General features: G+C 74.8%; 19 protein-coding genes. 12 read left to right on the top strand and 7 right to left on the bottom strand.

Annotation, left to right across the window (positions count from 1 at the left end; genetic code table 11):
• The first annotated feature begins 307 nt into the window (after positions 1–307).
• Positions 308–3,919, top strand: a complete 3,612-nt coding sequence (smc, locus tag Q3W71_RS03210; RefSeq protein ID WP_302917761.1) for a chromosome segregation protein SMC — start codon at positions 308–310, stop codon at positions 3,917–3,919.
• Complete coding sequence (locus Q3W71_RS03205; RefSeq protein WP_302917760.1) at positions 3,920–4,540, top strand: HAD-IA family hydrolase; 621 nt, start codon at positions 3,920–3,922, stop codon at positions 4,538–4,540.
• 53 nt (positions 4,541–4,593) lie between these two features.
• On the opposite strand, the gene Q3W71_RS03200 is transcribed toward Q3W71_RS03205, so the two are convergent.
• Positions 4,594–5,544, bottom strand: coding sequence for an SMP-30/gluconolactonase/LRE family protein (locus Q3W71_RS03200; RefSeq protein WP_302917759.1), 951 nt, complete (start codon positions 5,542–5,544; stop codon positions 4,594–4,596).
• Between the two features lie 75 nt (positions 5,545–5,619).
• On the opposite strand from Q3W71_RS03200, the gene Q3W71_RS03195 reads away from it, so the two are divergent.
• The gene (locus Q3W71_RS03195) at positions 5,620–6,651 is read left to right on the top strand and encodes a helix-turn-helix transcriptional regulator (RefSeq protein WP_302917758.1); all 1,032 of its coding nucleotides are present in this window, start codon (positions 5,620–5,622) and stop codon (positions 6,649–6,651) included.
• Here the strand turns inward: Q3W71_RS03195 and Q3W71_RS03190 are convergent.
• The 5 genes from Q3W71_RS03190 to Q3W71_RS03170 form a co-directional block, all read right to left on the bottom strand.
• Positions 6,638–7,159, bottom strand: coding sequence for a DinB family protein (locus tag Q3W71_RS03190; RefSeq protein ID WP_302917757.1), 522 nt, complete (start codon positions 7,157–7,159; stop codon positions 6,638–6,640). The genes Q3W71_RS03195 and Q3W71_RS03190 overlap by 14 nt on opposite strands.
• Before the next feature lie 43 nt (positions 7,160–7,202).
• The gene (locus Q3W71_RS03185; protein WP_302917756.1) at positions 7,203–7,700 is read right to left on the bottom strand and encodes a universal stress protein; all 498 of its coding nucleotides are present in this window, start codon (positions 7,698–7,700) and stop codon (positions 7,203–7,205) included.
• Position 7,701: 1 nt separating this feature from the next.
• A complete protein-coding gene (locus Q3W71_RS03180) occupies positions 7,702–9,321 on the bottom strand; it encodes an MDR family MFS transporter (protein ID WP_302917755.1) in 1,620 nt (539 codons plus the stop codon).
• Positions 9,322–9,448: 127 nt separating this feature from the next.
• On the bottom strand, positions 9,449–9,889 hold the full coding sequence (locus Q3W71_RS03175; RefSeq protein WP_302917754.1) for a MarR family winged helix-turn-helix transcriptional regulator: 441 nt from the start codon (positions 9,887–9,889) through the stop codon (positions 9,449–9,451).
• 22 nt (positions 9,890–9,911) lie between these two features.
• Positions 9,912–11,624, bottom strand: a complete 1,713-nt coding sequence (locus tag Q3W71_RS03170; RefSeq protein ID WP_302917753.1) for an alkaline phosphatase D family protein — start codon at positions 11,622–11,624, stop codon at positions 9,912–9,914.
• Between the two features lie 149 nt (positions 11,625–11,773).
• Between Q3W71_RS03170 and ftsY the strand changes: the two genes are divergently transcribed.
• From ftsY to Q3W71_RS03125, 9 genes are all read left to right on the top strand, one after another.
• Entirely contained in the window at positions 11,774–12,961 is a 1,188-nt protein-coding gene (gene ftsY / locus Q3W71_RS03165) for a signal recognition particle-docking protein FtsY (RefSeq protein ID WP_302917752.1), read from the top strand.
• A 7-nt stretch (positions 12,962–12,968) separates the two neighbouring features.
• On the top strand, positions 12,969–13,832 hold the full coding sequence (locus Q3W71_RS03160) for an aminoglycoside phosphotransferase family protein (RefSeq protein ID WP_302917751.1): 864 nt from the start codon (positions 12,969–12,971) through the stop codon (positions 13,830–13,832).
• Positions 13,833–14,041: 209 nt separating this feature from the next.
• Positions 14,042–15,475 carry an ammonium transporter gene (locus Q3W71_RS03155; RefSeq protein WP_302917750.1) on the top strand — a complete coding sequence of 478 codons (1,434 nt, stop codon included), beginning with the start codon at positions 14,042–14,044 and terminating at the stop codon, positions 15,473–15,475.
• Positions 15,476–15,500: 25 nt separating this feature from the next.
• Positions 15,501–15,839, top strand: coding sequence for a P-II family nitrogen regulator (locus tag Q3W71_RS03150; RefSeq protein ID WP_170839442.1), 339 nt, complete (start codon positions 15,501–15,503; stop codon positions 15,837–15,839).
• Between the two features lie 16 nt (positions 15,840–15,855).
• On the top strand, positions 15,856–18,117 hold the full coding sequence (locus Q3W71_RS03145) for a [protein-PII] uridylyltransferase (protein ID WP_302917749.1): 2,262 nt from the start codon (positions 15,856–15,858) through the stop codon (positions 18,115–18,117).
• Positions 18,118–18,254: 137 nt separating this feature from the next.
• Complete coding sequence (locus Q3W71_RS03140) at positions 18,255–19,373, top strand: sensor histidine kinase (RefSeq protein WP_302917748.1); 1,119 nt, start codon at positions 18,255–18,257, stop codon at positions 19,371–19,373.
• Positions 19,370–20,026, top strand: coding sequence for a response regulator transcription factor (locus Q3W71_RS03135; protein WP_302917747.1), 657 nt, complete (start codon positions 19,370–19,372; stop codon positions 20,024–20,026). Before Q3W71_RS03140 ends, Q3W71_RS03135 begins: the two co-directional genes overlap by 4 nt.
• Positions 20,027–20,195: 169 nt before the next feature.
• Positions 20,196–21,752: a signal recognition particle protein gene (gene ffh, locus Q3W71_RS03130; RefSeq protein WP_302917746.1), complete on the top strand. Its 1,557-nt coding sequence runs from the start codon at positions 20,196–20,198 to the stop codon at positions 21,750–21,752.
• Between the two features lie 156 nt (positions 21,753–21,908).
• Complete coding sequence (locus Q3W71_RS03125; protein WP_302917745.1) at positions 21,909–22,988, top strand: amidohydrolase family protein; 1,080 nt, start codon at positions 21,909–21,911, stop codon at positions 22,986–22,988.
• A gap of 57 nt (positions 22,989–23,045) precedes the next feature.
• On the opposite strand, the gene Q3W71_RS03120 is transcribed toward Q3W71_RS03125, so the two are convergent.
• Positions 23,046–23,657, bottom strand: coding sequence for a TetR family transcriptional regulator (locus Q3W71_RS03120; RefSeq protein ID WP_302917744.1), 612 nt, complete (start codon positions 23,655–23,657; stop codon positions 23,046–23,048).
• Positions 23,658–23,696 lie beyond the last annotated feature (39 nt).

The raw sequence follows: 23,696 nt of genomic DNA, 5'->3' as shown, positions 1-23,696 counted from the left end.
CGCACCACGCGAAAAAGCGCGCCGACACATTTGTGCCGGCGCGCAACTCTGTCCGCTCCCTTTTCCGTGGGCGCATAAAGCGATCTTGTAACTGACCGGGTTCGCGAAACTGCGACCCTCCGGGGCCGGGCGAAAACAGCTCCGGCGGGCCCGGATGTGAACCGGTCTTCGGCGATTACCGGGCGCCGCGGAAACGGTGGGGGCGGGTCAGGTGCCGCGCCGTACCCGGCTCCGGGTTAGTCTGCGGGTTCACCCAGGTCCGCGCAGCCGGCGACGGTACGGCGGCCACCGGACGAGGATCGAGAAGGTGTATCTCAAGAGCCTGACGGTGAAGGGCTTCAAGTCCTTCGCCTCCGCGACGACGCTCAAGCTGGAGCCGGGGATCACCTGCGTGGTCGGCCCGAACGGCTCCGGCAAGTCCAACGTCGTCGACGCCATCGCCTGGGTGCTGGGCGAGCAGGGCGCCAAGGCGTTGCGCGGCGGCAAGATGGAGGACGTCATCTTCGCCGGCACCGCCGGCCGGGCGCCGCTGGGTCGCGCCGAGGTGACGCTGACCATCGACAACACCGACGGCGCGCTGCCGATCGAGTACACCGAGGTGTCGATCACCCGCCGGATGTTCCGCTCCGGGGAGAGCGAGTACGAGATCAACGGCAACTCCTGCCGGCTGCTCGACATCCAGGAGCTGCTCTCCGACTCGGGTATCGGCCGGGAGATGCACATCATCGTCGGGCAGGGGCGGCTCGACGGCATGCTGCACGCCAAGCCGGAGGACCGCCGGGCGTTCATCGAGGAGGCGGCCGGCGTCCTGAAGCACCGCAAGCGCAAGGAAAAGGCGCTGCGCAAGCTCGACGCGATGCAGACCAACCTCAACCGGCTCACCGACCTGACCGCCGAGCTGCGCCGCCAGCTCAAGCCGCTGGGCCGGCAGGCCGAGGTGGCCCGGCGGGCCGCCACGATCCAGGCCAACCTGCGCGACGCCCGGCTGCGGCTGCTCGCCGACGACCTGGCCACGCTGCGCGCGACCCTGGACAAGGAGATCGCCGACGAGACCGCGCTGCGCGAGCGGCGCGAGCAGGTCGAGGCCGAGCACACCGAGGTGCAGCGGCGCCTCGGCGAGCTGGAGGCGGCGCTGGCCGAGGACGCCCCGCTGCTCGCCGCCGCGCAGGACACCTGGTACAAGCTCTCCGCGTTGCAGGAGCGGTTCCGCTCGATCGAGCAGCTCGCCCGGGAGCGGCTGCGCCACCTCAGCGCCACCCCGGACGACGAGCGGCCGGGCCGTGACCCGGACCAGCTGGAGGCCGAGGCGGAGCGGGTCCGCGAGCAGGAGGAGGAGCTGCGGGCGGCGCTCACCGACGACCAGATCCGGCTCGCCGAGGCGGTCGAGCACCGGCAGGAACTGGAGCGCCAGCTCGCCGCCGCCGAGCGGGAACTGGTCGCCGCGGCGAAGGCGATCGCCGACCGGCGGGAGGGGCTGGCCCGGCTCACCGGGCAGGTGAACTCGGCCCGCGCCCGGACCACCAGTGCCGGTGAGGAGATCGAGCGGCTCGCCGCCGCGCACGCCGACGCGCTGGCCCGCTCCGAGCGGGCCCAGGCCGACCTGGACGCGGTCGCCGCCGAGTCCACCGAGGCGGACCGGGACAACGCCGACCTGGACGCCCGGCACGCCGAGGCGGTCGCCGCCCTGGAGCGGGTGCAGGCCACCGTCCGGTCGCTGACCGACGCGGAGCGGGCGGCGGAGAAGGACGCCGCCACCTGGAAGGCCCGCGAGGAGGCGCTCGCCCTGGGCCTGCGCCGCAAGGACGGCGCCGGCGCCCTGCTGGCCCGCGCCGACCAGGTCCCCGGCCTGCTGGGCAGCCTGTCCGGGCTGCTCACCGTCGCACCCGGACACGAGGCCGCCCTCGCCGCCGCGCTCGGCGGCCTCGCCGACGCGGTGGCGGTGACCGGGGTGGACGAGGCCGTCGAGGCGATGCGGCTGCTGAAGATCTCCGACGCCGGCCGGGCCGGACTGCTGGTGGGCAGCCCCGCCGGGCCGGGCATGGACGGGCCCGCCGACGCCCTGCGGCCGAAGCTGCCCGACGGCGCGCGCTGGGCGCCCGACCTGGTGGAGTGCGCGGCCGAGATCCGCCCGGCGGTGCACCGGGCGCTGCGCGACGTGGTGCTGGTGGACGACCTGGCGGCGGCCGCCGAGGTGGCCGCCGGCAACCCCGAGCTGCGCGCGGTCACCCCGGACGGCGACGTGGTCGGGGCGTACGCGGCGGCCGGCGGCTCGGCCAAGGCCCCCAGCTTCATCGAGGTGCAGGCGGCGGTCGAGGAGGCCCGGGCGAACCGGGTCGCCGCCGAACGGACCAGCGCCGAACTGCGCGAGCAACTGGTCGACGCGCGCGCCGAGGTGGCCGCCGCGAAGGAGACCGTGCAGCACGCCGCCGCGGCGAAGCGGGAGGCGGAGGGGCAGCGCAACGCGGCCGCCCGCCGGCTGGCCGAGCTGGGCGCGGCCGCCCGCTCGGCGAAGGCGGAGACCGAGCGCCTGGGCGAGTCCCGGGCCCGCGCCGAGGCCGCCCGGGAGCAGGACCTGCTGCGCCTCGCCGAGCTGGAGGAGCGGCTGCGGCTGGCCGAGGAGACCCCGGTGGACGCCGAGCCGTCCACCGAGGAGCGGGACCAGCTCGCCGCGATGGTGCCGCAGGCCCGGCAGAACGAGATGGAGGTCCGGCTCGCGGTGCGTACCGCCGAGGAGCGGGTGGCCTCGATCGCCGGACGGGCGGACTCGCTGCGGCGCCAGGCCACCGCCGAGCGGGCCGCGCGGGAACGCGCGGCGGCGCGGCGGGCGGCGCGGACCCGCGGCGCGGGGATCGCCCGGGCCGTCGCCGGCGGCGCCCGGGAGGCGCTCACCCGGCTGACCGTCTCGATCGCGGCGGCCGAGGAGCACCGCGACGCGGTGGCGCGGGAGCGCGCCGCCCGCGAGGCCGAGCTGTCCGAGGTACGCGGCGCCGCCAAGCGGCTCGGCGCCGAGCTGGAGCGGTTGACCAGCCAGGTGCACCGGGACGAGGTGGCCCGCGCCGAGCAGCGGCTGCGCATCGAGCAGTTGGAGGCGAAGGCCGCCGAGGACTTCGGGCTGGACGTGGAGACGCTGGTCGCCGAGTACGGCCCGAACCAGCCGGTCCCGCCCACCCAGGCGGACCTCGCGCTGGCCGAGCAGGAGGGCCGGCCGGCACCCGAGCCGGTCCGCTACGAGCGGCCGGTGCAGGAGAAGCGGGCCGCCAAGGCGGAACGCGAGTTGGCCCTGCTCGGCAAGGTCAACCCGCTGGCCCTGGAGGAGTTCGCCGCGCTGGAGGAGCGCTACAAGTTCCTCTCCGAGCAGCTGGAGGACCTCAAGGCCACCCGGCGGGACCTGCTCACCGTGGTCAAGGACGTCGACGACCGGATCCTGGAGGTCTTCGCCAGCGCGTTCGCCGACACCGCCCGGGAGTTCGAGCAGGTGTTCACCGTGCTCTTCCCCGGCGGCGAGGGGCGGCTCGTGCTCACCGACCCGGACGACCTGCTGACCACCGGCGTCGAGGTGGAGGCGCGACCGCCGGGCAAGAAGATCAAGCGGCTGTCGCTGCTCTCCGGTGGCGAGCGGTCGCTGACCGCGGTGGCCATGCTGGTGGCGATCTTCCGCGCCCGGCCCAGCCCGTTCTACATCATGGACGAGGTGGAGGCGGCCCTCGACGACGTGAACCTGGGACGGCTGATCACGCTGCTGGCACAGTTGCGGGAGAAGAGTCAGCTGATCGTCATCACGCACCAGAAGCGGACGATGGAGGTCGCCGACGCCCTCTACGGGGTGACCATGCGCAGCGGTGTCACCCAGGTGATCAGCCAGCGGCTCAGCCGGGCCGACGGGGACGACGAGCGGCACGGCCGCGGCGAGGAGAACTGAGTGGCTCGGGAACGCGCGACGGCGCTGCTGGTGGACTTCGACGGCGTGCTGCGGCGCTGGGACCCGGCGGTGGCCGCCGGCGTGGAGCGGGAGTACGGCCTCTCCGAGGGGGTGCTCAGCGAGATCGCCATGCAGTGGGGCCGGCTCCAGCCGGTGCTCACCGGCCAGGTCAGCCACGCCGACTGGATGACCAGCGTGGCCGACGCGCTGGCCGGGCCGGCCGGCGGGCCGGAGCGCGCCCGGGCCGCCGTCGAGCAGTGGCAGCGCTACCGGGGCGAGGTGGACCCGGAGGTGCTCGACTTCCTCCGCGAGGTGCGCGCCGCCGGGCTTCCGGTCGGCCTCGCCACCAACGCCACCGACCTGCTCGACGCCGACCTGGCCGCGCTCGACCTGACGGGCGAGTTCGACACGGTGGTCAACTCGTACCGGCTCGGGGTGAACAAGCCGGCCAAGGAGTACTTCCACGCCGCCTGCCAGGCGGTGGGCACCCCGCCGGACCGGGTGCTCTTCGTCGACGACGAGGACTGGTCGGTGCGCGGCGCCCGGGCGGCCGGGCTGTCGGCGTACCGCTGGACCGGCCCGGGCGACCTGCGCTACCTGCGGGCGGCGCTGGCGTACTGAGGCCGGTCCGGCCCGGCGGCACCCCGTGCTGCCGCCGGGCCGGACGGGGCCGGTCAGCGGAGTCCCGGCACCTCGGTCACCGTGAACGGCGGCGTCGGTGCGGCGGCGTTGAGCTGGCTGTTGACCCAGAGCAGCCGGTCGGCGTCGCGGGCGATGGTGGTCGGCGACTGCGCCAGCGGGGCGGGCCGCGACTGCCGTACCACCCGGGCGGTCCGCCCGTCCGGGCCGAGCAGGGCGAGGTTGACCGCGAAGAGCCAGCCGTGCTGCCCGTCCGGGAAGTTCACCACGCCGTAGAGCCGGTTCCCTTCCAGCAGCAGCCCGTCGGCGCCCAACTGCCCGCCGGTCACCGGGACCACGGTGGCCGTCCGGCGGCCCAGGTCGACCCGGTGGAGCCGTTCGCTGCCCGGCACCCCGGTGCCCTGGTCGGCCACGAACGCGAGCCGGCCGTCGGCGGTGGCGGCGATGCCGTTGAGGAAACCGGGGGCCGCCGGGAAGTCGGCCGGGGTGAGCCACGGCGTGAGGTCGCCGACCTGCGCACCGTCGAGGTCGGCGCGCCAGAGCACGCCGGTGGCCGAGTCGGTGACGTGGACGGCGTCCTCGGTGACCACCAGGTCGTTGAGGGCGGCACCGGGGCCCGCCGGCCGGCGAGCCAGCAGCGTGCCGTCCGGGGCGTACACGAAGAGCGTGCCGGTGTCCCAGCCGGCGATGAAGATCCGGCCCCACCGGTCCAGGCGCACTCCGGCGGCACCGGTCCGGCCGTCCGTGCCGGCGGGCAGGAAGGGACGCAGCTCCCGGTCGTGGACGTGGCCGCGGTAGACAGCGCCGTCGGAGACGCTGGTGACGTACATGGTGCCGGTGCGGGTCACCGCGATGCCCTCGGGCCGCACCCCCGGCTCGGCGGACACCACGTACGAGTCGGGGCGCCCGTGCCCGGGAGCGGGCAGCGGGACGGTGGCGGTGAGGGCGGTGACGGCCGCGGTGGTCGCGGCGACGATCGTCTTCATGCCGGCAGCGTCGGGGGCGCGCGGGCGGCGACTCCACCCCTTTCGGGTACGGCCGAAGGTGGTTAGCGTCAGCGGATGCTGACCCTGCACCTGAACGCGTCGGATCTGAGCCGCACGGTGGTGCGGTCGACGCCGTCGGTGCTGCTGGAGGTGGCCGCGGCGGGGCAGCGGGTCTTCCGGCCCGGCGGCCCGGAGCATCTCGCCGCGTGGCAGGCGCGCACGCGCGCGGCGCTGCGGCCCGGGATGCGGCCGCTGCTGGACCTGTGCCGACTGCCGCACTGGCTGCCGGACTTCCTCACCCCGACCGGCCATGCCACCGAGGTCACCGCCGCACTGGACGCGGTGGCCGCCACCCCGGCGGCGACGCTGGACGCGGAACTGCGAGCCCGGATCCAGGCCGGCGACATTCCGCCCCGGGTCGCCCCCCTCGCCGCCGGCGACCCGGTCGCGCGGCAGCGGCTCCGTGCGGCGATGGGTGCCTTCCACGCCGTCGCGGTGGGGCCGTACTGGCCGACGATCCTGGCGGCGGTGCACGCCGACCGGGCGGCGCGCGGGCACACCATGGTGGACGCCGGGATCGACCGGGTGCTGCGGGACCTCAGCCCGTACCTGCACTGGACGTCGTCCGGCGCGACCTACCGGCTGTCGTACGAATGCGCCTTCGGCACGAATCTGGACGTTGTGCCGGACGGTCGTGGTGTCACCCTGGTGCCGTCCTACCTGTTGCCGCAGCCGTGCGTCCTCGACGACCCGGACGGCCCGCTGGTGCTGGCCTACCCGATCCGGCCGACCCGGCGCGAGCTGACCACCGGCCAGCCGCTCGCCGACCTGCTGGGCCGGACTCGGGCGGCGGTGCTGGGCGCGATCGTCGGCGGCCCGAGCACCTCGCAGGTCGCCCGGACGCTCGGCATCTCGATCGCCTCGGCCAGCCAGCACGCGGCCACCCTGCGCTCGGCCGGACTGATCACCACGCACCGTGCCGGCTCGGCGGTGCGGCACGCGCTGACCCCACTCGGTGAGCACCTGCTGCGCGCCGCCCGGCCCGCAAGGCCCGCCCCGACCGGGTCGGCCGGCGACGGGCGGCCGGCAACTGTCACTCGCCGGTGACGCCGTCGATGCGTTCCCGGATCAGGTCGGCGTGGCCGTTGTGCCGGGCGTACTCCTCGATCATGTGCACGTAGACCCAGCGCAGGTTGAAGGTCCGGCGCTTCGGCCCGACCTCGGTGAAGGTCTCGTCCAGCGAGTGGCCGGCGGCGGCGGCCCGGGCCAGTTCCACCTCCCGGTGGAAGGTGGCGAAGTCGGCCTCGGCGTCCGCGTCGCGCACGTCGTGGTCGGCGTCCGGATTGTCCGGCGTGAAGTACGGGTAGTCGACCTTCTCGCCGGCGAAGTTCTCCCGGAACCACCAGGCCTCCACCTCGGCCAGGTGGCGGACCAGGCCGAGCAGGGTGAGCCCGGAGGGCTCGACGCTCGGGGTGCGCAGCTGTTCGGCGGTCAGCCCGGCGCACTTGAGCAGCAGGGTCTGCCGGTGGTAGTCGAGCCAGCCCTCCAGCATCGTGCGCTCGTCGCCGACGTAGGGCTCGGGGGTCCGGACGATCTCCGGTGCTCTCCAGGTCATGCCGGCCATCCTGCTCGGCGGGTCCGACACCCGCGACCGGATATCAGGGCACCACGACGACCGGCCAGCGGCCGGCGCGGACCAGGCGGGTGGCGACCGAGCCGACCAGGCGGTGCCCGGCCTGCTCGGACGCGCCGACCACCACCAGGTCCGCCCGGAACTCGTCGGCCGCGGTCCGCAGTTCGGTGTACGCGTCGCCGCGCCGGGACAGGAAGGTCACCGGCAGCCCCAGCTCCTCGGCGCCGCGCCGGCACTCCCGGCGCAGCTCCTCGGTCAGCTCGTCGTGGCAGCGCTCCAGCGCGCCGGCGTCCACCCCGGGCACCAGGGCGGTGAGCCCGGCGGTCGGGCGGACGTGCACCACCACCAGGGCGGCACCCTGCCGGCGGGCGAGCCCGGCGGCGTACCAGGCGGCCCGCTCCGAGGTCCGGGTGCCGTCCACGCCCACCAGCACCACCCGGGGCCCGTCCGTGCCCCGTTCGAAGGGCAGCGGACGGGTGCGGGGGCCGTAGTCCTCCCGTTCCCGAGGGGCGTCGACGGTCACGTCAGCTCCGTTCTCCGGTCTTGATCACAGCGGCTCCGGCTCCGGCCGCCACCGTCGATTCTTGCTCGATCTCGGCGTCCACCGGGTCGCCGGTGTGCCGGCGCAGCGGCACCTCCCGGATGAAGCAGACAGCGATCAGGGCGATCAGCCCGAACGGGGCGGCGACCAGGAAGATGTCGCCGGCCGCGTGGCCGTACGCGGCCTCCACCACGCCCCGGATCGGAGCGGGCAGGGTGTGCACGTCCGGCAGCGCGCCCCCGCCGCCCGAGCGGGCGGTCGGGATGCCCAGCGCGGTCAGCCCCTCGACGAGGTAGTCGTTGACCTTGTGCGCCAGCACCGCGCCGAGCGCGGCGACGCCCACCGCCCCGCCGAGGCTGCGGAAGAAGGCGACCACCGAGCTGGCGGCGCCCAGCTCGTGCGTGCCGACGGTGTTCTGCACCGCGAGCACCAGGTTCTGCATGCTCATGCCGAGCCCGACGCCGATCACCGCCATGTAGCCGGCGAGCAGGACGAAGCTGGTGTCGGCGCGGAGCGTGCCCATCAGCGCGAAGCCGACGGTGAGCAGCGCCGTGCCGGCGACCAGGTAGCGCTTCCAGCGGCCGGTGCGGGTGATCAGGCGCCCGGTGACCGTGGAGGAGACCAGCAGGCCGAGGATCATCGGCAGGGTCATCAGGCCGGACATGGTCGGGCTCTGCCCCCGGCTGATCTGGAAGTACTGGCTGAGGAAGACCGAGGCGCCGAACATCCCGACACCGACAGCGATGCTCGCGACCGTGGCCAGGGTGATGGTCCGGGACCGGAACAGGTGCGGCGGGATCATCGGCTCGGCGGCCCGCTGCTCGACCCGGATCGCCAGCGCGCCGAGCAGCAGCGCGCCGGCCACCATGACGGCGGTCTGCCAGGAGCCCCAGGCGAACGAGTCGCCGGCCAGCGAGACCCAGATCAGCAGCAGCGAGACGGCGGCGGTGATCAGCGTGGCGCCCCACCAGTCGATGGTGGCCTTCCGCCTGGTCACCGGCAGGCGCAGGGTCTTCTGGAGCACGACCAGCGCGGCGAGCGCGAACGGCACCCCGACGTAGAAGCACCAGCGCCAGCCGAGCCAGGAGGTGTCCACGATCACGCCACCGATCAGCGGGCCGCCGATGGTGCCCACCGCCATCACCGCGCCCAGGTAGCCGCTGTACCGGCCGCGTTCGCGCGGGGCGATGATGGTGGCCAGGATCACCTGGGCCAGCGCGGTGAGGCCGCCGGCGCCGACGCCCTGGAGCACCCGGCAGGCGATCAGCTGCCCGGTGTCCTGGGCGAGCCCGGCCAGCACCGAGCTGACCACGTAGATCAGCAGGGCGATCTGGACCAGGACCTTCTTGTTGGTCAGGTCGGCCAGTTTGCCCCAGATCGGGGTGGTCGCGGTGGTGGCGAGCAGCGCCGCGGTGACCACCCAGGTGTACGCGGACTGGCCGCCGCCCAGCTCGGTGATGATCCTCGGCAGGGCGTTGGAGACGACGGTGCCGGAGAGGATCGCGACGAACATGCCCAGCAGCAGGCCGGAGAGGGCCTCCAGCACCTGCCGGTGGGTCATGTCGACGGCGGTCGCCCGGGCGGGCGCTGGCGCGGAGCTCATCGTGGCTGCCTCCGGCAGGGAGTCGAGGGAAGTCTGGTGGGGCGTTGCCCCGGGCAACCGTATGCCTTCGTTGCCCAGAGCAACAACTCTGCCTGGGGAGGCTTTGTTCCCGGCCCCCGGGGTCAGCTCAGAGCGGGATCTCGTTGAACCGGCTCAGCAGCCGGGCGAACTCCTCGACGTCCCGGGCCGGCCAGTCCTCCAGCGTCCGGCGGAACTGCCGCAGCCGGGCCGACCGGGCCGCGTCGAACCGCTGCCGCCCCTGGTCGGTGAGGCTGAGCTGGGCGGCCCGCCGGTCGGTCGGGTCCGGGTCGCGGCGGACCAGGCCCAACGCCTCCAGCCCGTTGATCTGCCGGCTCAGCGTGCCCTTGCCGATGCCGAGCCGGGCGGCCAGGTCGGTGAGCCGGATCGAGTCGCACCGGCGCAGCCAGAGCAGCAGGCCGTACGCGTTCGGCTCCAGGTTGGGGTGCACCTCCCGGGCGATCTCCCAGGAGACCGCGCGCCCGCGGCGCAGCAGCACGGTCAGTTCGTGCTCGACCGCCCGCAGCGGCTCCGGAAGCTCGTCGTCCACGCCGTAGAGGGTAAGGCCACCATCAACCGGCGTCGGTGAGTCGGCGCCGCATCACCGGCCGCAGGTGCCCGTCGGCGGTGGTGCCCTCGATGGTCACCTCGGCCGTGCGGCCGTCGTGCACCAGCGTGGCCACCGCGTTGCCGAAGTACGGGCCGGCCAGCTTCCGCCAGCGCAGCGCCGGGCGGCGTACCCCGGCCGAGCGGGCCAGCGCCCGGGTGGCCCCGGCCGGCCCGGCCGACCAGCCCAGCCGCATCAGCGGGCGCATCCCGGCCGGCACCTGGTTGTGGATGGGGGAGCAGGTGAGCTGGTGCACCGGGGTGGCCACCGCCGGGTCGTCGAACCGGGCCCGGGCCACGTACGAGTGGTGCACGTCACCGGAGAGCACGCTGATCGAGGCGGGCGGCGCGTACGCCGGACCGGCGCCGACCCGCTCCCCGGTGGCGCCCGGGGTGCCGCTGCCGAGCCGGGCGAAGAGCGCGCCGAGCGCGTCGAACGACCGGCGGAACGCCGCCCAGTGCTCCAGGTCGAGCCCGCGGCGCAGCTTCTCCGACAGGCCGGCCACCCAGCGCCGGCGGGAGTCGGCCAGCTTCTCGTTCCAGGACTCCACGTGGTGGATGCCCGGCGGCAGCAGCCAGGGCAGCGAGGCCCCCACCACCAGGTGGTCGTAGACGCCGTGCGCCTGGTCGAGGAACCAGGACCACTCGCCGGGTGGCAGCATCGCGCGCTGGCCCGGCTCCAGCACCCGGCTGCACCGGTTGTCCAGCATCACCAGCCGGGTCCGGCCCAGGTCGAGCGCGTAGCTCCACTGGTACTGCACCGCGCGCCAGCGCTCGGTGTCGTGCGCCAGGTCGCTCTCCTGGTCGACCCGGTGCCCGAACTCGCGCAGCACGCCGGTGGCGTCCTCGGCGGCGGTCACCTTGGCGAAGACCGGGTCGGCGGCGATCTCGTCCGGGGAGAGGTTGCCCAGGTGCTGGTAGACCCAGTACGAGGCGAGCCCGCTGCCGATCCGCTCCGCCCACCAGGGCTGCCGCCGGGCGTCCGCCCGCCACGACGCGGAGGTGTTCCAGTCGTCGATGATCTCGTGGTCGTCGAAGATCATCACGCTCGGCACGGTGGAGAGCAGCCAGCGGATCTCCGGATCCCGCCAGGACTCCAGGTAGAGCTTGGTGTACTCGTCGAAGCTCACCACCTGGTCGCGGGGGGCGTCCTTCGGCCGGCGCCGGCGCCGCTTCAGCAGCCGCCGCACGGTGGGCGAGGTCACGTCCGCGTACACCTGGTCGCCGAGCAGCACCAGCAGGTCGGGCAGCGCGGCCGGGTCGGGGTCGGCCATCAACCGCCGGGCGTACGCGTCCAGCGCGTCCGGCGGCAGCCGCCGGGTGGTGGCGTGCTGGGTGGTCTCCCGGCAGGAGCCGAAGATGAGCCGGACCGGCTGGTCCCGGTCGTCGGCGGCCCGGGTGCGGATCACGCTGGGCGGGAAGCCGCTCTCCGGCACCGGCCAGACGACCTCGCCGTCGACCAGCACCTCGTAGCGGGTCGCCGCACCCGGGGTGAGCCCCTCCACCACGACCAGCGCGTAGTGGTGGTCGTACGCGGAGAAGGTGGGCGCGGTGCCGCCGGCGCCGTCGGCCGTGCGGACGGTGACCACGGCGGGCGCGCTGGTCTCGACCCAGACGGTGGCCCGCGTGCCGACGACCCGCCGCAGCAGTGGGCCGATGAGCAGGTGCGCCGCGGGCATGGTGGACCTCCGAGGTGAGCGGACTTCTTCTTTACTACCCCGCCGGCGGTCGCACCACTGCTGGCTGTGGCCGAGCCTACCGCCGGCGGATGCGGCCCACGGGGTGCGGTGGCTGGGACGCCGTCGCCGCCATCTGACAGGATTTCGGCATGACGGAATACCTCCTCATCGCCCTCGCCCTGCTCGGCGTGCTGATCCTGGGTGCCATCGGGCTGGTCGTGCCGCGGCTGCGCCGGCGGCCGGAGCCGCCCCTGCCGGAGCAGGAGGTGCGGACCCGGGCGGAGGAGGAACTCGCCGGCCCGCCGGTGGTGGCGCCGGAGGCCGACCTGTCCACCGGCATCCTGGTGGAGCCGCCGGTGGTCGAGGCCCCGGCGCCGGTGCTGGAGGTCCCCGAGCCGACCGCCGGGCGGCTGGTGCGGCTGCGGTCCCGGCTGTCCCGCTCGCAGAACGTCTTCGGCAAGAGCCTGCTCGGCCTGCTCAGCCGGGACCGGCTGGACGAGGACGCCTGGGAGGAGATCGAGGACAGCCTGATCACCGCCGACGTCGGCATCGACGCCACCCGGGAGATCGTCGACCGGCTGCGCGAGCGCACCCGGGTGCTCGGCACCCGGTCCGGCGAGGAGCTGCGCGCGCTGCTCGCCACCGAGCTGGTCACCGCCCTGGACCCGACGCTGGACCGCTCCCTGCACACCGCGCCCAAGGAGGGCGGCCCGGCGGTGCTGCTGGTGGTCGGCGTCAACGGCGCCGGCAAGACCACCACCTGCGGCAAGATCGCCCGGGTGCTGGTCGCCGACGGCCGCAGCGTGATCCTCGGCGCGGCCGACACCTTCCGGGCCGCCGCCGCCGACCAGTTGGAGACCTGGGCCGGTCGGGTCGGCGCGGAGACCGTCCGCGGTCCGGAGGGGGCCGACCCGGCCAGCGTCGCCTTCGACGCGGTCAAGCGCGGCATCGACGCCGGCGTGGACACCGTGCTGATCGACACCGCCGGGCGGTTGCAGAACAAGGTCGGCCTGATGGACGAGCTCGGCAAGGTCAAGCGGGTGGTGGAGAAGCACGGCCCGATCGACGAGACGATCCTGATCCTGGACGCCACCACCGGCCAGAACGGCCTGGAGCAGGCGCGGGTCTTCACCGAGGTGGTCAACGTGACGGGCGTGGCGCTGACCAAGCTCGACGGCACCGCCAAGGGCGGCATCGTGATCGCCGTGCAGCGCAAGCTGGGCATCCCGGTGAAGCTGGTCGGGCTCGGCGAGGGGCCGGACGACCTGGCCCCGTTCGACCCCGCGCAGTTCGTCGACGCGCTGCTGGGCACTGAAGCCCCCGGACGGGACGCGTAACCTCGAAGTGACGACTGACGATCGCGCCTACGCGGGGTGGCGCGACCCCAGCCACCCGGCGCCACGCCTCGGGAGACCGTACGTGACTTCGCAGGAGATCCCGCTGCACGGCGGGAACGTCAGCACCGTGGTCCGGGTCGGCGACACGGTGCGGCGCAACGCCGGGCCCTGGACGCCGAGCGTGCACGCCCTGCTGCGGCACCTGGAGTACGTCGGCTTCACCGGCGCACCCCGCGCCCTCGGCATGGACGAGCGCAACCGGGAGGTGCTGTCGTACCTGGAGGGGGAGTGCGGGGAGTACCCGCTCGCCCCGCACTGGGTCACCGACGAGGCGCTGGTGACCGTCGCCACCATGCTGCGGATGTTCCACGACGCCCAGTACGGCTTCGTCCCGCCGCAGGGGGCGGTCTGGCGCTCGTTCGGGCCGCCGCCGCCGGACACCGAGGTGATCTGCCACCACGACGCCGCCCCGCACAACGTGATCTGGCGGCCGGACGGCACCCTGGGGCTGATCGACTTCGACCTCGCCTCGCCCGGCGCCCGGATCTACGACGTGGCGTACGCGGCCTGGACCTGGGTGCCGATCTTCTCCGACCGGGACTCGATCACGCTCGGCTGGAAGCACCCCGACCGGCCGCGCCGGCTGCGCCTCTTCGCCGACGCGTACGGGCTGATCCCGCGCGACCGGCACCGGTTGATCCGGACCATCCGCAAGCGGATCGTCGACCACGTGGAGGGGATCCGCCGGATGGCCGCGGCCGGCGAGCCGGCGTTCGTCCGGATCGTGCACAAGGGCCACCTGCGCCGGCCGATGCGTGACCTGCGGCTGCTCGACTACGAGCGGAACGCCCTGGAGTACGCCCTGCGCTGACCGGTTCCGCCGGTCCCGTCCCTTTCGCTCCCGCCGCCGGCCGCGGCGGTGAGGTTCTCTTCACACGTCCGAAACAAGCCGTCACGGTACGGAAATCGACGGGTGACGCTGGAGGAAACAGCCAGCGACGAGGCTTCCGCGCATCCGGCGTACGGGCGACGCTGCCCCGGAAGCCGTGAAGGAGGGAACTTCACCGTTAGGAGGCCAGCGTGCCTGAAGCACCGACGATTGACTCCGGCAACACCGTCTGGTTGCTGGTGTCGACCGCGCTCGTGCTGCTCATGACGCCCGGACTGGCGCTGTTCTACGGCGGCCTCAACCGGGCCAAGGGCGTACTCAACATGATGATGATGAGCTTCTCCGCGATCGGGCTCATCTCCGTTCTGTGGTGGTTCTACGGCTTCAGCATCGCCTTCGGCAGCGATGTCAACGGCTTCTGGGGCGACCCGGCCGCCTACCTGGGCACCAAGACGTTCCTCGCCGAGACCGACCTGTGGGGCGCGACGGCGGAGAACCCGAGCGGCATCGGCGTCCCGCTGTACGTGTTCATGGCCTTCCAGATGGTCTTCGCGGTGATCACCGTCGCGCTGATCAGCGGCGCGATCTCCGACCGGGCGAAGTTCGCCGGCTGGCTGCTGTTCGCCTTCGGCTGGGCCACCCTTGTCTACTTCCCGGTCGCCCACTGGGTCTGGGGCGGCGGCATCATCGGCGGCGACATCCACGCGCTCGACTTCGCCGGCGGCACCGCCGTGCACATCAACGCCGGTGCGGCCGCCCTGGCGGTGGCGCTGGTGCTGGGCAAGCGGCTCGGCTGGCCGCGGGAGGGCATGAAGCCGCACAACATCCCGCTGGTCGCGCTCGGCGCCGGCCTGCTCTGGTTCGGCTGGTTCGGGTTCAACGCCGGCTCCGAGCTGACCGTCGACTCGGTGGCCGGTCTCGCCTTCCTCAACACCCAGCTCGCCACGGCGGCCGCGCTGCTCGGCTGGATCGCGGTGGAGTGGATCAAGGACCGGAAGCCGACCATGGTGGGCGCCTCCTCCGGCGCCGTCGCCGGCCTGGTCGCCATCACCCCGGCCTGCGGCTTCATCGCCCCGTGGGCGGCCGTGCTGCTCGGCCTGGTCGCCGGCGCGGTCTGCGCGCTGGCGGTCAGCCTCAAGTACAAGCTCGGCTACGACGACTCGCTCGACGTGGTCGGGGTGCACTTCGTCGGCGGCTGGATCGGCTCGCTCTGGCTCGGCCTGTTCGCCACCAACTCGGTCAACGCGGCCATCTCCGACGTGGTCGGCGCCTCCGACGGCCTCTTCTACGGCGGCGGCCTGACCCAGCTCGGCCGGCAGGCCCTGGCCGGCCTGATCGTCAGCGTCTGGTCGTTCGGCATCGCCTGGCTGCTCGCCTTCGCCATCGAGAAGACGATCGGCTTCCGGGCCCGGCCCGAGGCCGAGGTCGAGGGCATCGACATCGCCGAGCACGCGGAGAGCGGCTACGACCTCTCCCCGGCCGGCGGCAGCACCGGCGGCGCGTTCGCGCTGGCCGGGATCGGCTCCCCGGGCGCGACCGCGGGCGCCGCCAAGCCGGTGGCGGCGCCCGCCGAGCCGGCGTCCGAGCCGGCGTCCGAGCCGGTGGACGAGAAGGTCGGCGGATAACGTTCCTGGGATGGAGGGGTTGGACATGAAGCTGGTGACCGCGGTCATCAAGCCGTACCAGCTGGACGCGGTGAAGGAGGCCCTGCACGCCCTCGGGGTGGCCGGCCTGACCGTCAGCGAGGTCCAGGGCTACGGCCGGCAGAAGGGGCACACCGAGGTCTACCGGGGTGCCGAGTACACGGTCGAGTTCCTGCCCAAGATCCGGGTCGAGGTGCTCACCGACGAGATGGACGTCGAGAAGATCGTGGACGCCATCGTCGCGGCCGCCCGGACCGGCAAGATCGGCGACGGCAAGGTCTGGGTGACCGGGGTCGAGGAGGTCGTCCGGGTCCGTACCGGCGAGCGCGGGCTCGACGCGCTCTGAGCACGCAGCGGCCGAGATGACCTCGTTGACCAGGGACGCGTCCGGCACCGACCGGGTTCCGCTGGTCAACGAGGTCGTCGGCGTACCGGGAGGGATCGGCGCCGCGGCCCGGTCGGCCCGGGCGGACGCGTACGACGGCTGGCTGCGGTCGCTGCTGCCGCCGCGGGACGGGGTGGCGCTGCTGGCCGTCGGCGGGCTGGGACGGCGGCAGTGCGCCCCGTACGGCGACCTCGACCTGGTGCTGGTGCACGCCGGGGTGCCGGGCGTCGACGAGCTGGCCGCCGCGCTCTGGTATCCCATCTGGGACGCCGGGCTGCGGCTGGACCACTCGGTGCGCACCGTGCCGGAGGCGCTGTCGGTGGCCCAGGACGACGTGAAGGTGGCCCTCGGCCTGCTCGACGCCCGCCCGGTGGCCGGGGACGCCGCGCTCGCCGAGGCGCTGGTCCGGACCGCCGCCGACCACTGGCGGCGGACCGCCGTACGCCAACTGCCCGCGCTGCGGGCGGCCACCGCCGCCCGCTGGCAGGCCCACGGCGAACTGGCCTTCCTGCTCGAAGGCGACCTCAAGGAGGCCGCCGGCGGGCTGCGCGACGTGGGCATCCTGCGGGCGATCGCGATGGCCGGCGTGACCGACGCGCTGCGGCCCGCGGTCCGCGCCGCGCACCTGCGCCTGCTGGACACCCGCGACGCGCTGCACCAGCAGGTCGGCCGCCGGGTGGACCGGCTGGTGGCGCAGGAACGCGACGGCGTCGCCGCGCTGCTCGGGCTGGACGACGGCGACGCGCTGCTGCGCCGGGTCGCCGGGGACGCCCGGACGGTCAGCCACGCCCTGGACGACGCCTTCCGGACGGTCGACCGGCTCCGGTCCGGGCGTCGCCGGGGCGCCGACGGCCGCCCGGTGCGCCGGCCGGTGGCCCGGGACGTGGTGGAGCACGACGGCGAGCTGGTGCTGGCCCGGACCGCCATCGGGGCGCGCCCCGACCCGAGCCTGTCGCTGCGGGTGGCCGTCGCGGCGGCCACCACCCGGCTGCCGATCGCCCGGGCCACCTGCGAGTGGCTGGCCGCCTACTGCCCGCCGCTGCCGGCGCCCTGGCCGGTCGAGGCCCGGGCCGCGCTGGTCACCCTGCTGGGCGCCGGCCCCGGCCTGGTGCCGGCCTGGGAGACCTGCGACCGGTACGGGCTGGTGGACGGCTGGCTGCCGGAGTGGACCCGGCTGCGCAGCCTGCCCCAGCACAACCCGGTGCACCGGTTCACCCTCGACCGCCACCTGGTGCAGACCGCGGCCGAGGCCAGCCGGTACGCCCGCGAGGTGGAGCGCCCCGACCTGCTGCTGCTCGGCGCTCTGCTGCACGACGTCGGCAAGGGACTCGCCGGCGACCACAGCACGGTGGGCGCGCCGGTCGCCGAGGCGGTGGCCGCCCGGGTCGGCCTGCCGGCGCCCGAGGTGGCCCTGATCGGCACCCTGGTCCGGCTGCACCTGCTGCTGCCCGACGTGGCCACCCGGCGCGACCTCGCCGACCCGAAGACCATCGCCGGGGTGGCCGGCTCGGTCGGCGACCCGGCCACCCTCGACCTGCTGCACGCGCTGGTCCGCGCCGACGCCGCCGCCACCGGGCCGGCCGCCTGGTCGGACTGGAAGGGCCGGCTGGTCGCCGAACTGGTCGGGCGGGTGCGGACCGCGCTGGACACCGGGGCGCTGCCCGCCCCGCCGGCCCCGGACCCGGCGCTGGTGGCCGGGCCGCTGCCGGTCGTACACCTGCGCGGGGACCAGGTGGCGGTGGCCGCGGCGGACCGGCGCGGGCTGCTCGCGACGGTGGCCGGCTGCCTGGCCCTGCACCGGCTGGAGGTGGTCTCCGCCGACGCCACCACGGTGGACGGGCGGGCGCTGGTGCAGTGCCGGGTGCAGCCGCGCTACGGACAGCCGCCGGATCCGATCGCGCTCGGCAGCGACCTGCGCCGGGCGGTGGCCGGGGACGTCTCGGTGACCCAGCGGCTGCGCGGCCGGGCGCTGGCCGCGCGCGGGTCGGCGGCGGCGCCCCGGGTGGTCTGGCACCGGGAGGCGGCCACCGACGCGGTGCTGCTGGAGCTGCGCGCCGCCGACGCGGCCGGCCTGCTCTACCGGGTGGCCGGCGCCCTCGACGAGGCCGGCGCGCAGGTGCGTGCCGCCCGCATCTCCACCCTGGGCGGGGACGTGGTGGACGCGTTCTACCTGGTCGGCGGCTGGCCGGACGACGCCACCCGGGCCCGCCTGGAGGCCGCGGTCCTCGGCGCGGTCTGACCCGGCCGGCGCCCGCCGGGCGGGGCACGACGCCTGGCGGCGGACGCGGCGAACCCGGCGGGTACGTCCCGGAACGTAGCCGCGGTGCCGTCCGCGGACGCACGACGAGGGGTGCCGGCGGGGGCAGAATGACCGCCATGCGGGAGCGGCAGCGGGACCGGCGGCGGGAGGTGGCCGCCGACGCCGCCCTGGCGCTGGCGCTGCTGGCGTTCGGGCTGCTCGCCACCCCGCTGGCCGGCGCGAACCAGCCCGGCTCCGCGCCGGTCGACGTCGCCTGCCGCACCCTGCTGGCGGTGGCGGCGCTGGCCCTGGTGGCGCGCCGGACCGCCCCGCTGGCCACGCTCGCCGTGGTGGCCGTGGCGACCTCGGCCTACCTGGTGCTCGGTTACCCGTACGGGCCGGTGCAGCTCGCCCTCCTGGTCGCCGTCTACACCGCGGCGGTCCGGCTGCCGGTGCGCCGGGCCGGCGTGGCGGCCGGGCTGGCGCTGGCCGTGCTGCTGGCGCACGTCTTCTGGTCCCGGGGGCCGGAACCGGGCTGGTTCGGGGCGCTTCCCGCCGCGGCCTGGGTGGTCGTACCGTTCGCGGTGGGGGTCGCGGTGCGGGTCACCCGGGAGAGCACGGCCCGGGGCCGCGCCGAGGCGGCCCGGCGGCAGGCCGACGAGGAGCGGCTGCGCATCGCCCAGGAGGTGCACGACGTGGTGGGGCACGGCCTGGCGGCGATCAGCATGCAGGCGGAGGTGGCCCTGCACCTGCTCGGCAAGCGTCCGGAGCAGGCCGAGATCGCGCTCACCGCGATCAGCCGCACCAGCCGGGAGGCGCTGGACGAGCTGCGGGTCACCCTCGGCGCGGTGCGCCGGGGCGGCGGGCGGGAGCCGGTGCCCGGGCTGGCCCGGCTGGACGCCCTGCGCGAGCGGCTGGCCGACGCCGGGCTCGCCGTGACGCTGCGGGTCACCGGCGAGCCGCGCGAGCTGCCGGGGGCGGTGGACCTGGCCGCGTACCGGGTGGTGCAGGAGGCGCTGACCAACGTGCTGCGGCACGCCGGGGTGGCCGAGGCGGAGGCGACGGTCGGCTACGGCGGGGACGCGCTGACCGTGGAGGTGCTCGACCGGGGGGTGGGCGGTGGCGGGGGAGCGGGGCACGGCCTGGCCGGCATGCGGGAGCGGGTGACCGCGCTCGGCGGCGAGCTGGCCGCCGGCCCGCGTCCGGGTGGCGGGTTCCGGGTCGCGGCCCGGCTGCCGGTGGAGCCGGCCCGGTGATCCGGGTACTGATCGCCGACGACCAGGACCTGGTCCGGCTCGGGCTGCGCGCGCTGGTGGAGAGCGAGGACGACCTGGCGCTGGCCGGCGAGGCGGCGGACGGGCTGCGGGCGGTGGAGCTGGCCCGGCGGGAACGCCCGGACGTGGTGCTGATGGACGTCCGGATGCCCGGCGTGGACGGCATCGAGGCCACCCGGCGGATCGTCGCCGACCCCGGGCTGGCCGCCACCCGGGTGGTCGTGCTCACCACCTTCGAGCTGGACGAGTACGTCTTCGACGCGCTGCGGCACGGGGCGAGCGGGTTTCTCACCAAGGACACCCGGCCGGCCGAGCTGTTGCGGGCGATCCGGCTGGTGGCGGCCGGCGAGGCGCTGCTCTCGCCGTCGGTGACCCGGCGGGTGGTGCGCGAGTTCGCCGCCCGCCCGCCCCGGGTGCCCCGACCGCACCCCCGGCTCGACACGCTCACCGACCGGGAGCGGGAGGTGGTCGGGCTGGTCGGCGAGGGGCTCAGCAACGCGGAGATCGCCGACCGGCTGGTGGTCAGCCCGGCGACGGCGCGTACCCACGTCAGCCGGGCGATGGTCAAGCTGGGCGCCCGCGACCGTGCCCAGCTCGTGGTCTACGCCTACCAGTCCGGCCTGGTCGAACTCTGACCGCCGGCCGGCCCGGCGCCGGCCGGGCGGCGGACCGCCGCCGGCAAGATCGCCGGGAGTGCGCGGTGACGCGGCGGCCGGGGTGGTGGGCGGCTACCCTAGCGGTGGCCGGGTGTCTCGCACCCGCCGGCCCGTTACCCGCCGGAACCCCGACAAACAGGATGTTCGCGTGTTTGACACCTTGAGTGACCGCCTCTCCGGGATCTTCACCAAGCTCCGCGGCAAGGGTCGGCTCACCGACGCCGACATCGACGCCACCGCGCGCGAGATCCGCCTCGCGCTGCTGGAGGCGGATGTCGCCCTGCCCGTGGTCAAGGGCTTCATCGCCCGGGTCAAGGAGCGGGCGCGCGGCGCGGAGGTGTCCCAGGCGCTCAACCCGGCCCAGCAGATCATCAAGATCGTCAACGAGGAGCTGATCAACGTCCTCGGCGGCGAGGGGCGGCGGCTCCAGTTCGCCAAGCAGCCGCCGACGGTGATCATGTTGGCCGGTCTCCAGGGCTCCGGTAAGACCACCCTCGCCGGCAAGCTGGCCCGCTGGCTCAAGGCGCAGGGGCACCAGCCGCTGCTGGTCGCCGCCGACCTCCAGCGCCCCAACGCGGTCGGGCAGCTCCAGGTGCTCGGCGGGCGGGCCGGCGTCGAGGTGTACGCCCCGGAGCCCGGCAACGGGGTCGGCGACCCGGTGCAGGTGGCCCGGGCGTCGATCGAGCACGCCAGGCGGGCGGCCCGGGACATCGTCATCGTCGACACCGCCGGCCGGCTCGGCATCGACGCGGAGATGATGCAGCAGGCGGCCGACATCCGCGACGCGGTCGACCCGGACGAGGTCATCTTCGTCATCGACGCGATGGTCGGTCAGGACGCCGTCCGTACCGCGGAGGCGTTCCGCGACGGCGTCGGCATCACCGGTGTGGTGCTCTCCAAGCTGGACGGCGACGCCCGCGGTGGCGCCGCGCTGTCGGTCCGGGAGGTCACCGGCCAGCCGATCCTCTTCGCCTCCACCGGCGAGAAGCTGGAGGACTTCGACGTCTTCCACCCGGACCGGATGGCCAGCCGGATCCTCGGCATGGGCGACGTCCTCACCCTGATCGAGCAGGCCGAGCAGGCCTTCGACGCCGATCAGAAGGAGAAGATGACCGCCAAGCTGATGGGCGGCGAGACCTTCACCCTGGAGGACTTCCTCGACCAGCTCATCGCCGTGCGGCGGATGGGGCCGATCGCCAACGTGCTGGCCATGATGCCGGGCATGGGGCAGATGAAGGACCAGCTCGCCGAGCTGGACGACAAGCACTTCGACCGGGTCACCGCGATCATCCGGTCGATGACCCCGGGCGAGCGCAGCAACCCGAAGATCATCAACGGCTCCCGCCGGGCCCGCATCGCCAACGGCTCCGGGGTCACCGTGATGGACGTCAACCAGCTGCTCAACCGCTTCGCCGACGCGCAGAAGATGATGAAGCAGATGGGCGGCATGATGGGCCTGCCCGGCGGGGGCCGGCGCAAGGCGACCAAGTCGCCGAAGAACAAGCGCAAGGGCACCAAGGGCGGCAACCGGCCGCGCGCCGGAGCGGGCGCCGGGATGCCCGGCGGCTTCCCGGGCGGCATGCCGCAGCTCCCGCCGGGGATGGACCCGAACGACCTGGCCGCCGGCCAGGGGCTGCCCCCGGGCTTCAAGCTGCCGAAGATCGACTTCAACAAGCTCGGCAAGGGCGACAACCGCCCCCGCTGACGGCCCGGCGTCCCGACCCACTCGGATTGCGGCAGGTCGCGGTCTCCCGTAGCCCGGAGACCGCGACCTGCCGTATGCCGGGTCGATCTGCGCCCGCCGGCGCGGCGGGGCGGGCTGCCCGCACCCGGCGGGGAATGATCCGGTAGGACTGTGCACATGGCTCTGCATGTGCGCGGTGTGCTGCTCCCCGACGACGAGGTCCGCGACATCTGGCTGGTCGGCGACCGGGTCACCTTCGAGCCGGTGCCGGGCGCGCAGACCATCGCCGACGGCGGCTTCGTGCTGCCGGGGCTGATCGACGCGCACTGCCACATCGGCATCGCCCGCGGCGGCGCCCCGATCACCTCGCTCGACCAGGCCCGCGAGCTGGCCCGGGTCGACCGGGACGCCGGGGTGCTGGCGATCCGGGACGCCGGCTCGCCGTACCCGTACCCGGAACTCGACGACGACCCGGAACTGCCCCGGCTGGCCCGCGCCGGCCGGCACGTCGCCCCGCCGAAGCGCTACCTGCGCGACATCGGCATCGAGGTCGGCGCGGCCGAGGTGGCGGCCGCCGTGACCGAGCAGGCCCGGGCCGGCAACGGCTGGGTCAAGCTGGTCGGCGACTGGATCGACCGGGGCGTCGGTGACCTGGCGCCGGCCTGGGACGCCGCCACCATGACCGCCGCGGTCGAGGCCGCGCACGCCGCCGGGGTACGCGCCGCCGTGCACACCTTCTCGGAGTCGGCCGTCGAGATCATGGTGCGCGCCGGGGTGGACTCGGTGGAGCACGGCACCGGGCTGAGCCTGGACCTGATCGACGAGATGGCCCGGCGGGGCACCGCGCTGGTGCCCACGATGATCAACATTCAGACCTTCGGCGGGATCGCCGACCAGGCGCGGGCCAAGTTCCCCGGGTACGCCGACCACATGCTCGCCCTGCGGGACCGCTTCCCGGAGGTGGTGCGCTCCGCGCACGAGGCCGGGGTGCCCATCTACGTCGGCACGGACGCGGGCGGCGGCATCGACCACGGGCTGGCCGCCGAGGAGATGCTGCTGCTGCACGAGCGGGCCGGCATGCCGGCGGTGGACGTGCTCGCCGCCGCCTCCTGGGGCGCCCGCGAGTGGCTGGGCTTTCCCGGCCTGGTCGAGGGCGGCCTGGCCGACCTCGTCGTCTACGCCGAGGACCCCCGCGTCGACCTGCGCGTGGTGCGTACCCCCAGCCGCATCGTCCTGCGCGGCCGCCCCGTCCGCTGACCCCGCCGGGCCCGTGCCGGGCAGGCGCCCGGCTGGTTCCGGACGCGGACCTCCGCCTCAGCCGGGCGGGTGGGGGATGACGGCGGCGCGGGTGAAGAGGTGGACGGCCAGGTCGGCCAGGGCGCGGGCGGTCTGGTCGACGGGCGCGCCGGGCAGCACGATGTGGCTGACCACGAGGCGGACCACGCTGTCGGCGGCGAACCGCAGGGCGGCCCGGTCGGCGCCGGGCACCACCGTGGCGACCCACTCCAGCAGCGCGCCGTTCGCCTCGGTCAGCACCAGCCCGGAGCGGGTGGTGAGGAAGGGCAGCAGTTCGTCGGAGCCGCCCCGCGCGCTGGTCAGGATCGCTCTGATCAGCGGGTTGGCGGCCGCCTCGGCCAGCGTGTGCCGGATCGCCGCGTACGCGCCGGCGCGCACGTCGGTGCCGTGCGCGACCAGGGCCGCCCGGACGTCGGCGACGAACCGGTCGACCTCGCGCCGGGCCAGCGCCTCGGCCAGCCCGGCCTTGCTGCCGAACTCGTTGTAGACGGTCTGCCGGCTCACCCCGGCGGCGGTCGCCACCGCGCCCATCCGGACGTTGTCCCAGCCCCGGTCGACGGTCAGCGTCCGGGCCGCGACCACTATCTGGTCCCGCAGCCGCTGGCGTCCGGCGTCCCGTACCTCGTTCATGGTGATCGAAGTCTACGGCCGGGCGGGGCGTCCGGCCCG

This window comes from Micromonospora sp. C28SCA-DRY-2 (assembly GCF_030519475.1).
Classification (GTDB): Bacteria; Actinomycetota; Actinomycetes; order Mycobacteriales; family Micromonosporaceae; genus Micromonospora.
Note: the sequence above shows the minus strand (reverse complement) of the source record. Positions and strands in the feature narration are given on the sequence as shown.

Bases quoted from the DNA above. Each gene is read 5' to 3' on its own strand.
- Q3W71_RS03200 (WP_302917759.1), bottom strand. From the start codon at position 5,544: ATGAAGACGATCGTCGCCGCGACCACCGCGGCCGTCACCGCCCTCACC.
- Q3W71_RS03195 (WP_302917758.1), top strand. From the start codon at position 5,620: ATGCTGACCCTGCACCTGAACGCGTCGGATCTGAGCCGCACGGTGGTG.
- Q3W71_RS03190 (WP_302917757.1), bottom strand. From the start codon at position 7,159: ATGACCTGGAGAGCACCGGAGATCGTCCGGACCCCCGAGCCCTACGTC.
- Q3W71_RS03180 (WP_302917755.1), bottom strand. From the start codon at position 9,321: ATGAGCTCCGCGCCAGCGCCCGCCCGGGCGACCGCCGTCGACATGACC.
- Q3W71_RS03170 (WP_302917753.1), bottom strand. From the start codon at position 11,624: ATGCCCGCGGCGCACCTGCTCATCGGCCCACTGCTGCGGCGGGTCGTC.
- ftsY (WP_302917752.1), top strand. From the start codon at position 11,774: ATGACGGAATACCTCCTCATCGCCCTCGCCCTGCTCGGCGTGCTGATC.
- Q3W71_RS03150 (WP_170839442.1), top strand. From the start codon at position 15,501: ATGAAGCTGGTGACCGCGGTCATCAAGCCGTACCAGCTGGACGCGGTG.
- Q3W71_RS03145 (WP_302917749.1), top strand. From the start codon at position 15,856: ATGACCTCGTTGACCAGGGACGCGTCCGGCACCGACCGGGTTCCGCTG.
- Q3W71_RS03140 (WP_302917748.1), top strand. From the start codon at position 18,255: ATGCGGGAGCGGCAGCGGGACCGGCGGCGGGAGGTGGCCGCCGACGCC.
- Q3W71_RS03125 (WP_302917745.1), top strand. From the start codon at position 21,909: ATGGCTCTGCATGTGCGCGGTGTGCTGCTCCCCGACGACGAGGTCCGC.
- Q3W71_RS03120 (WP_302917744.1), bottom strand. From the start codon at position 23,657: ATGAACGAGGTACGGGACGCCGGACGCCAGCGGCTGCGGGACCAGATA.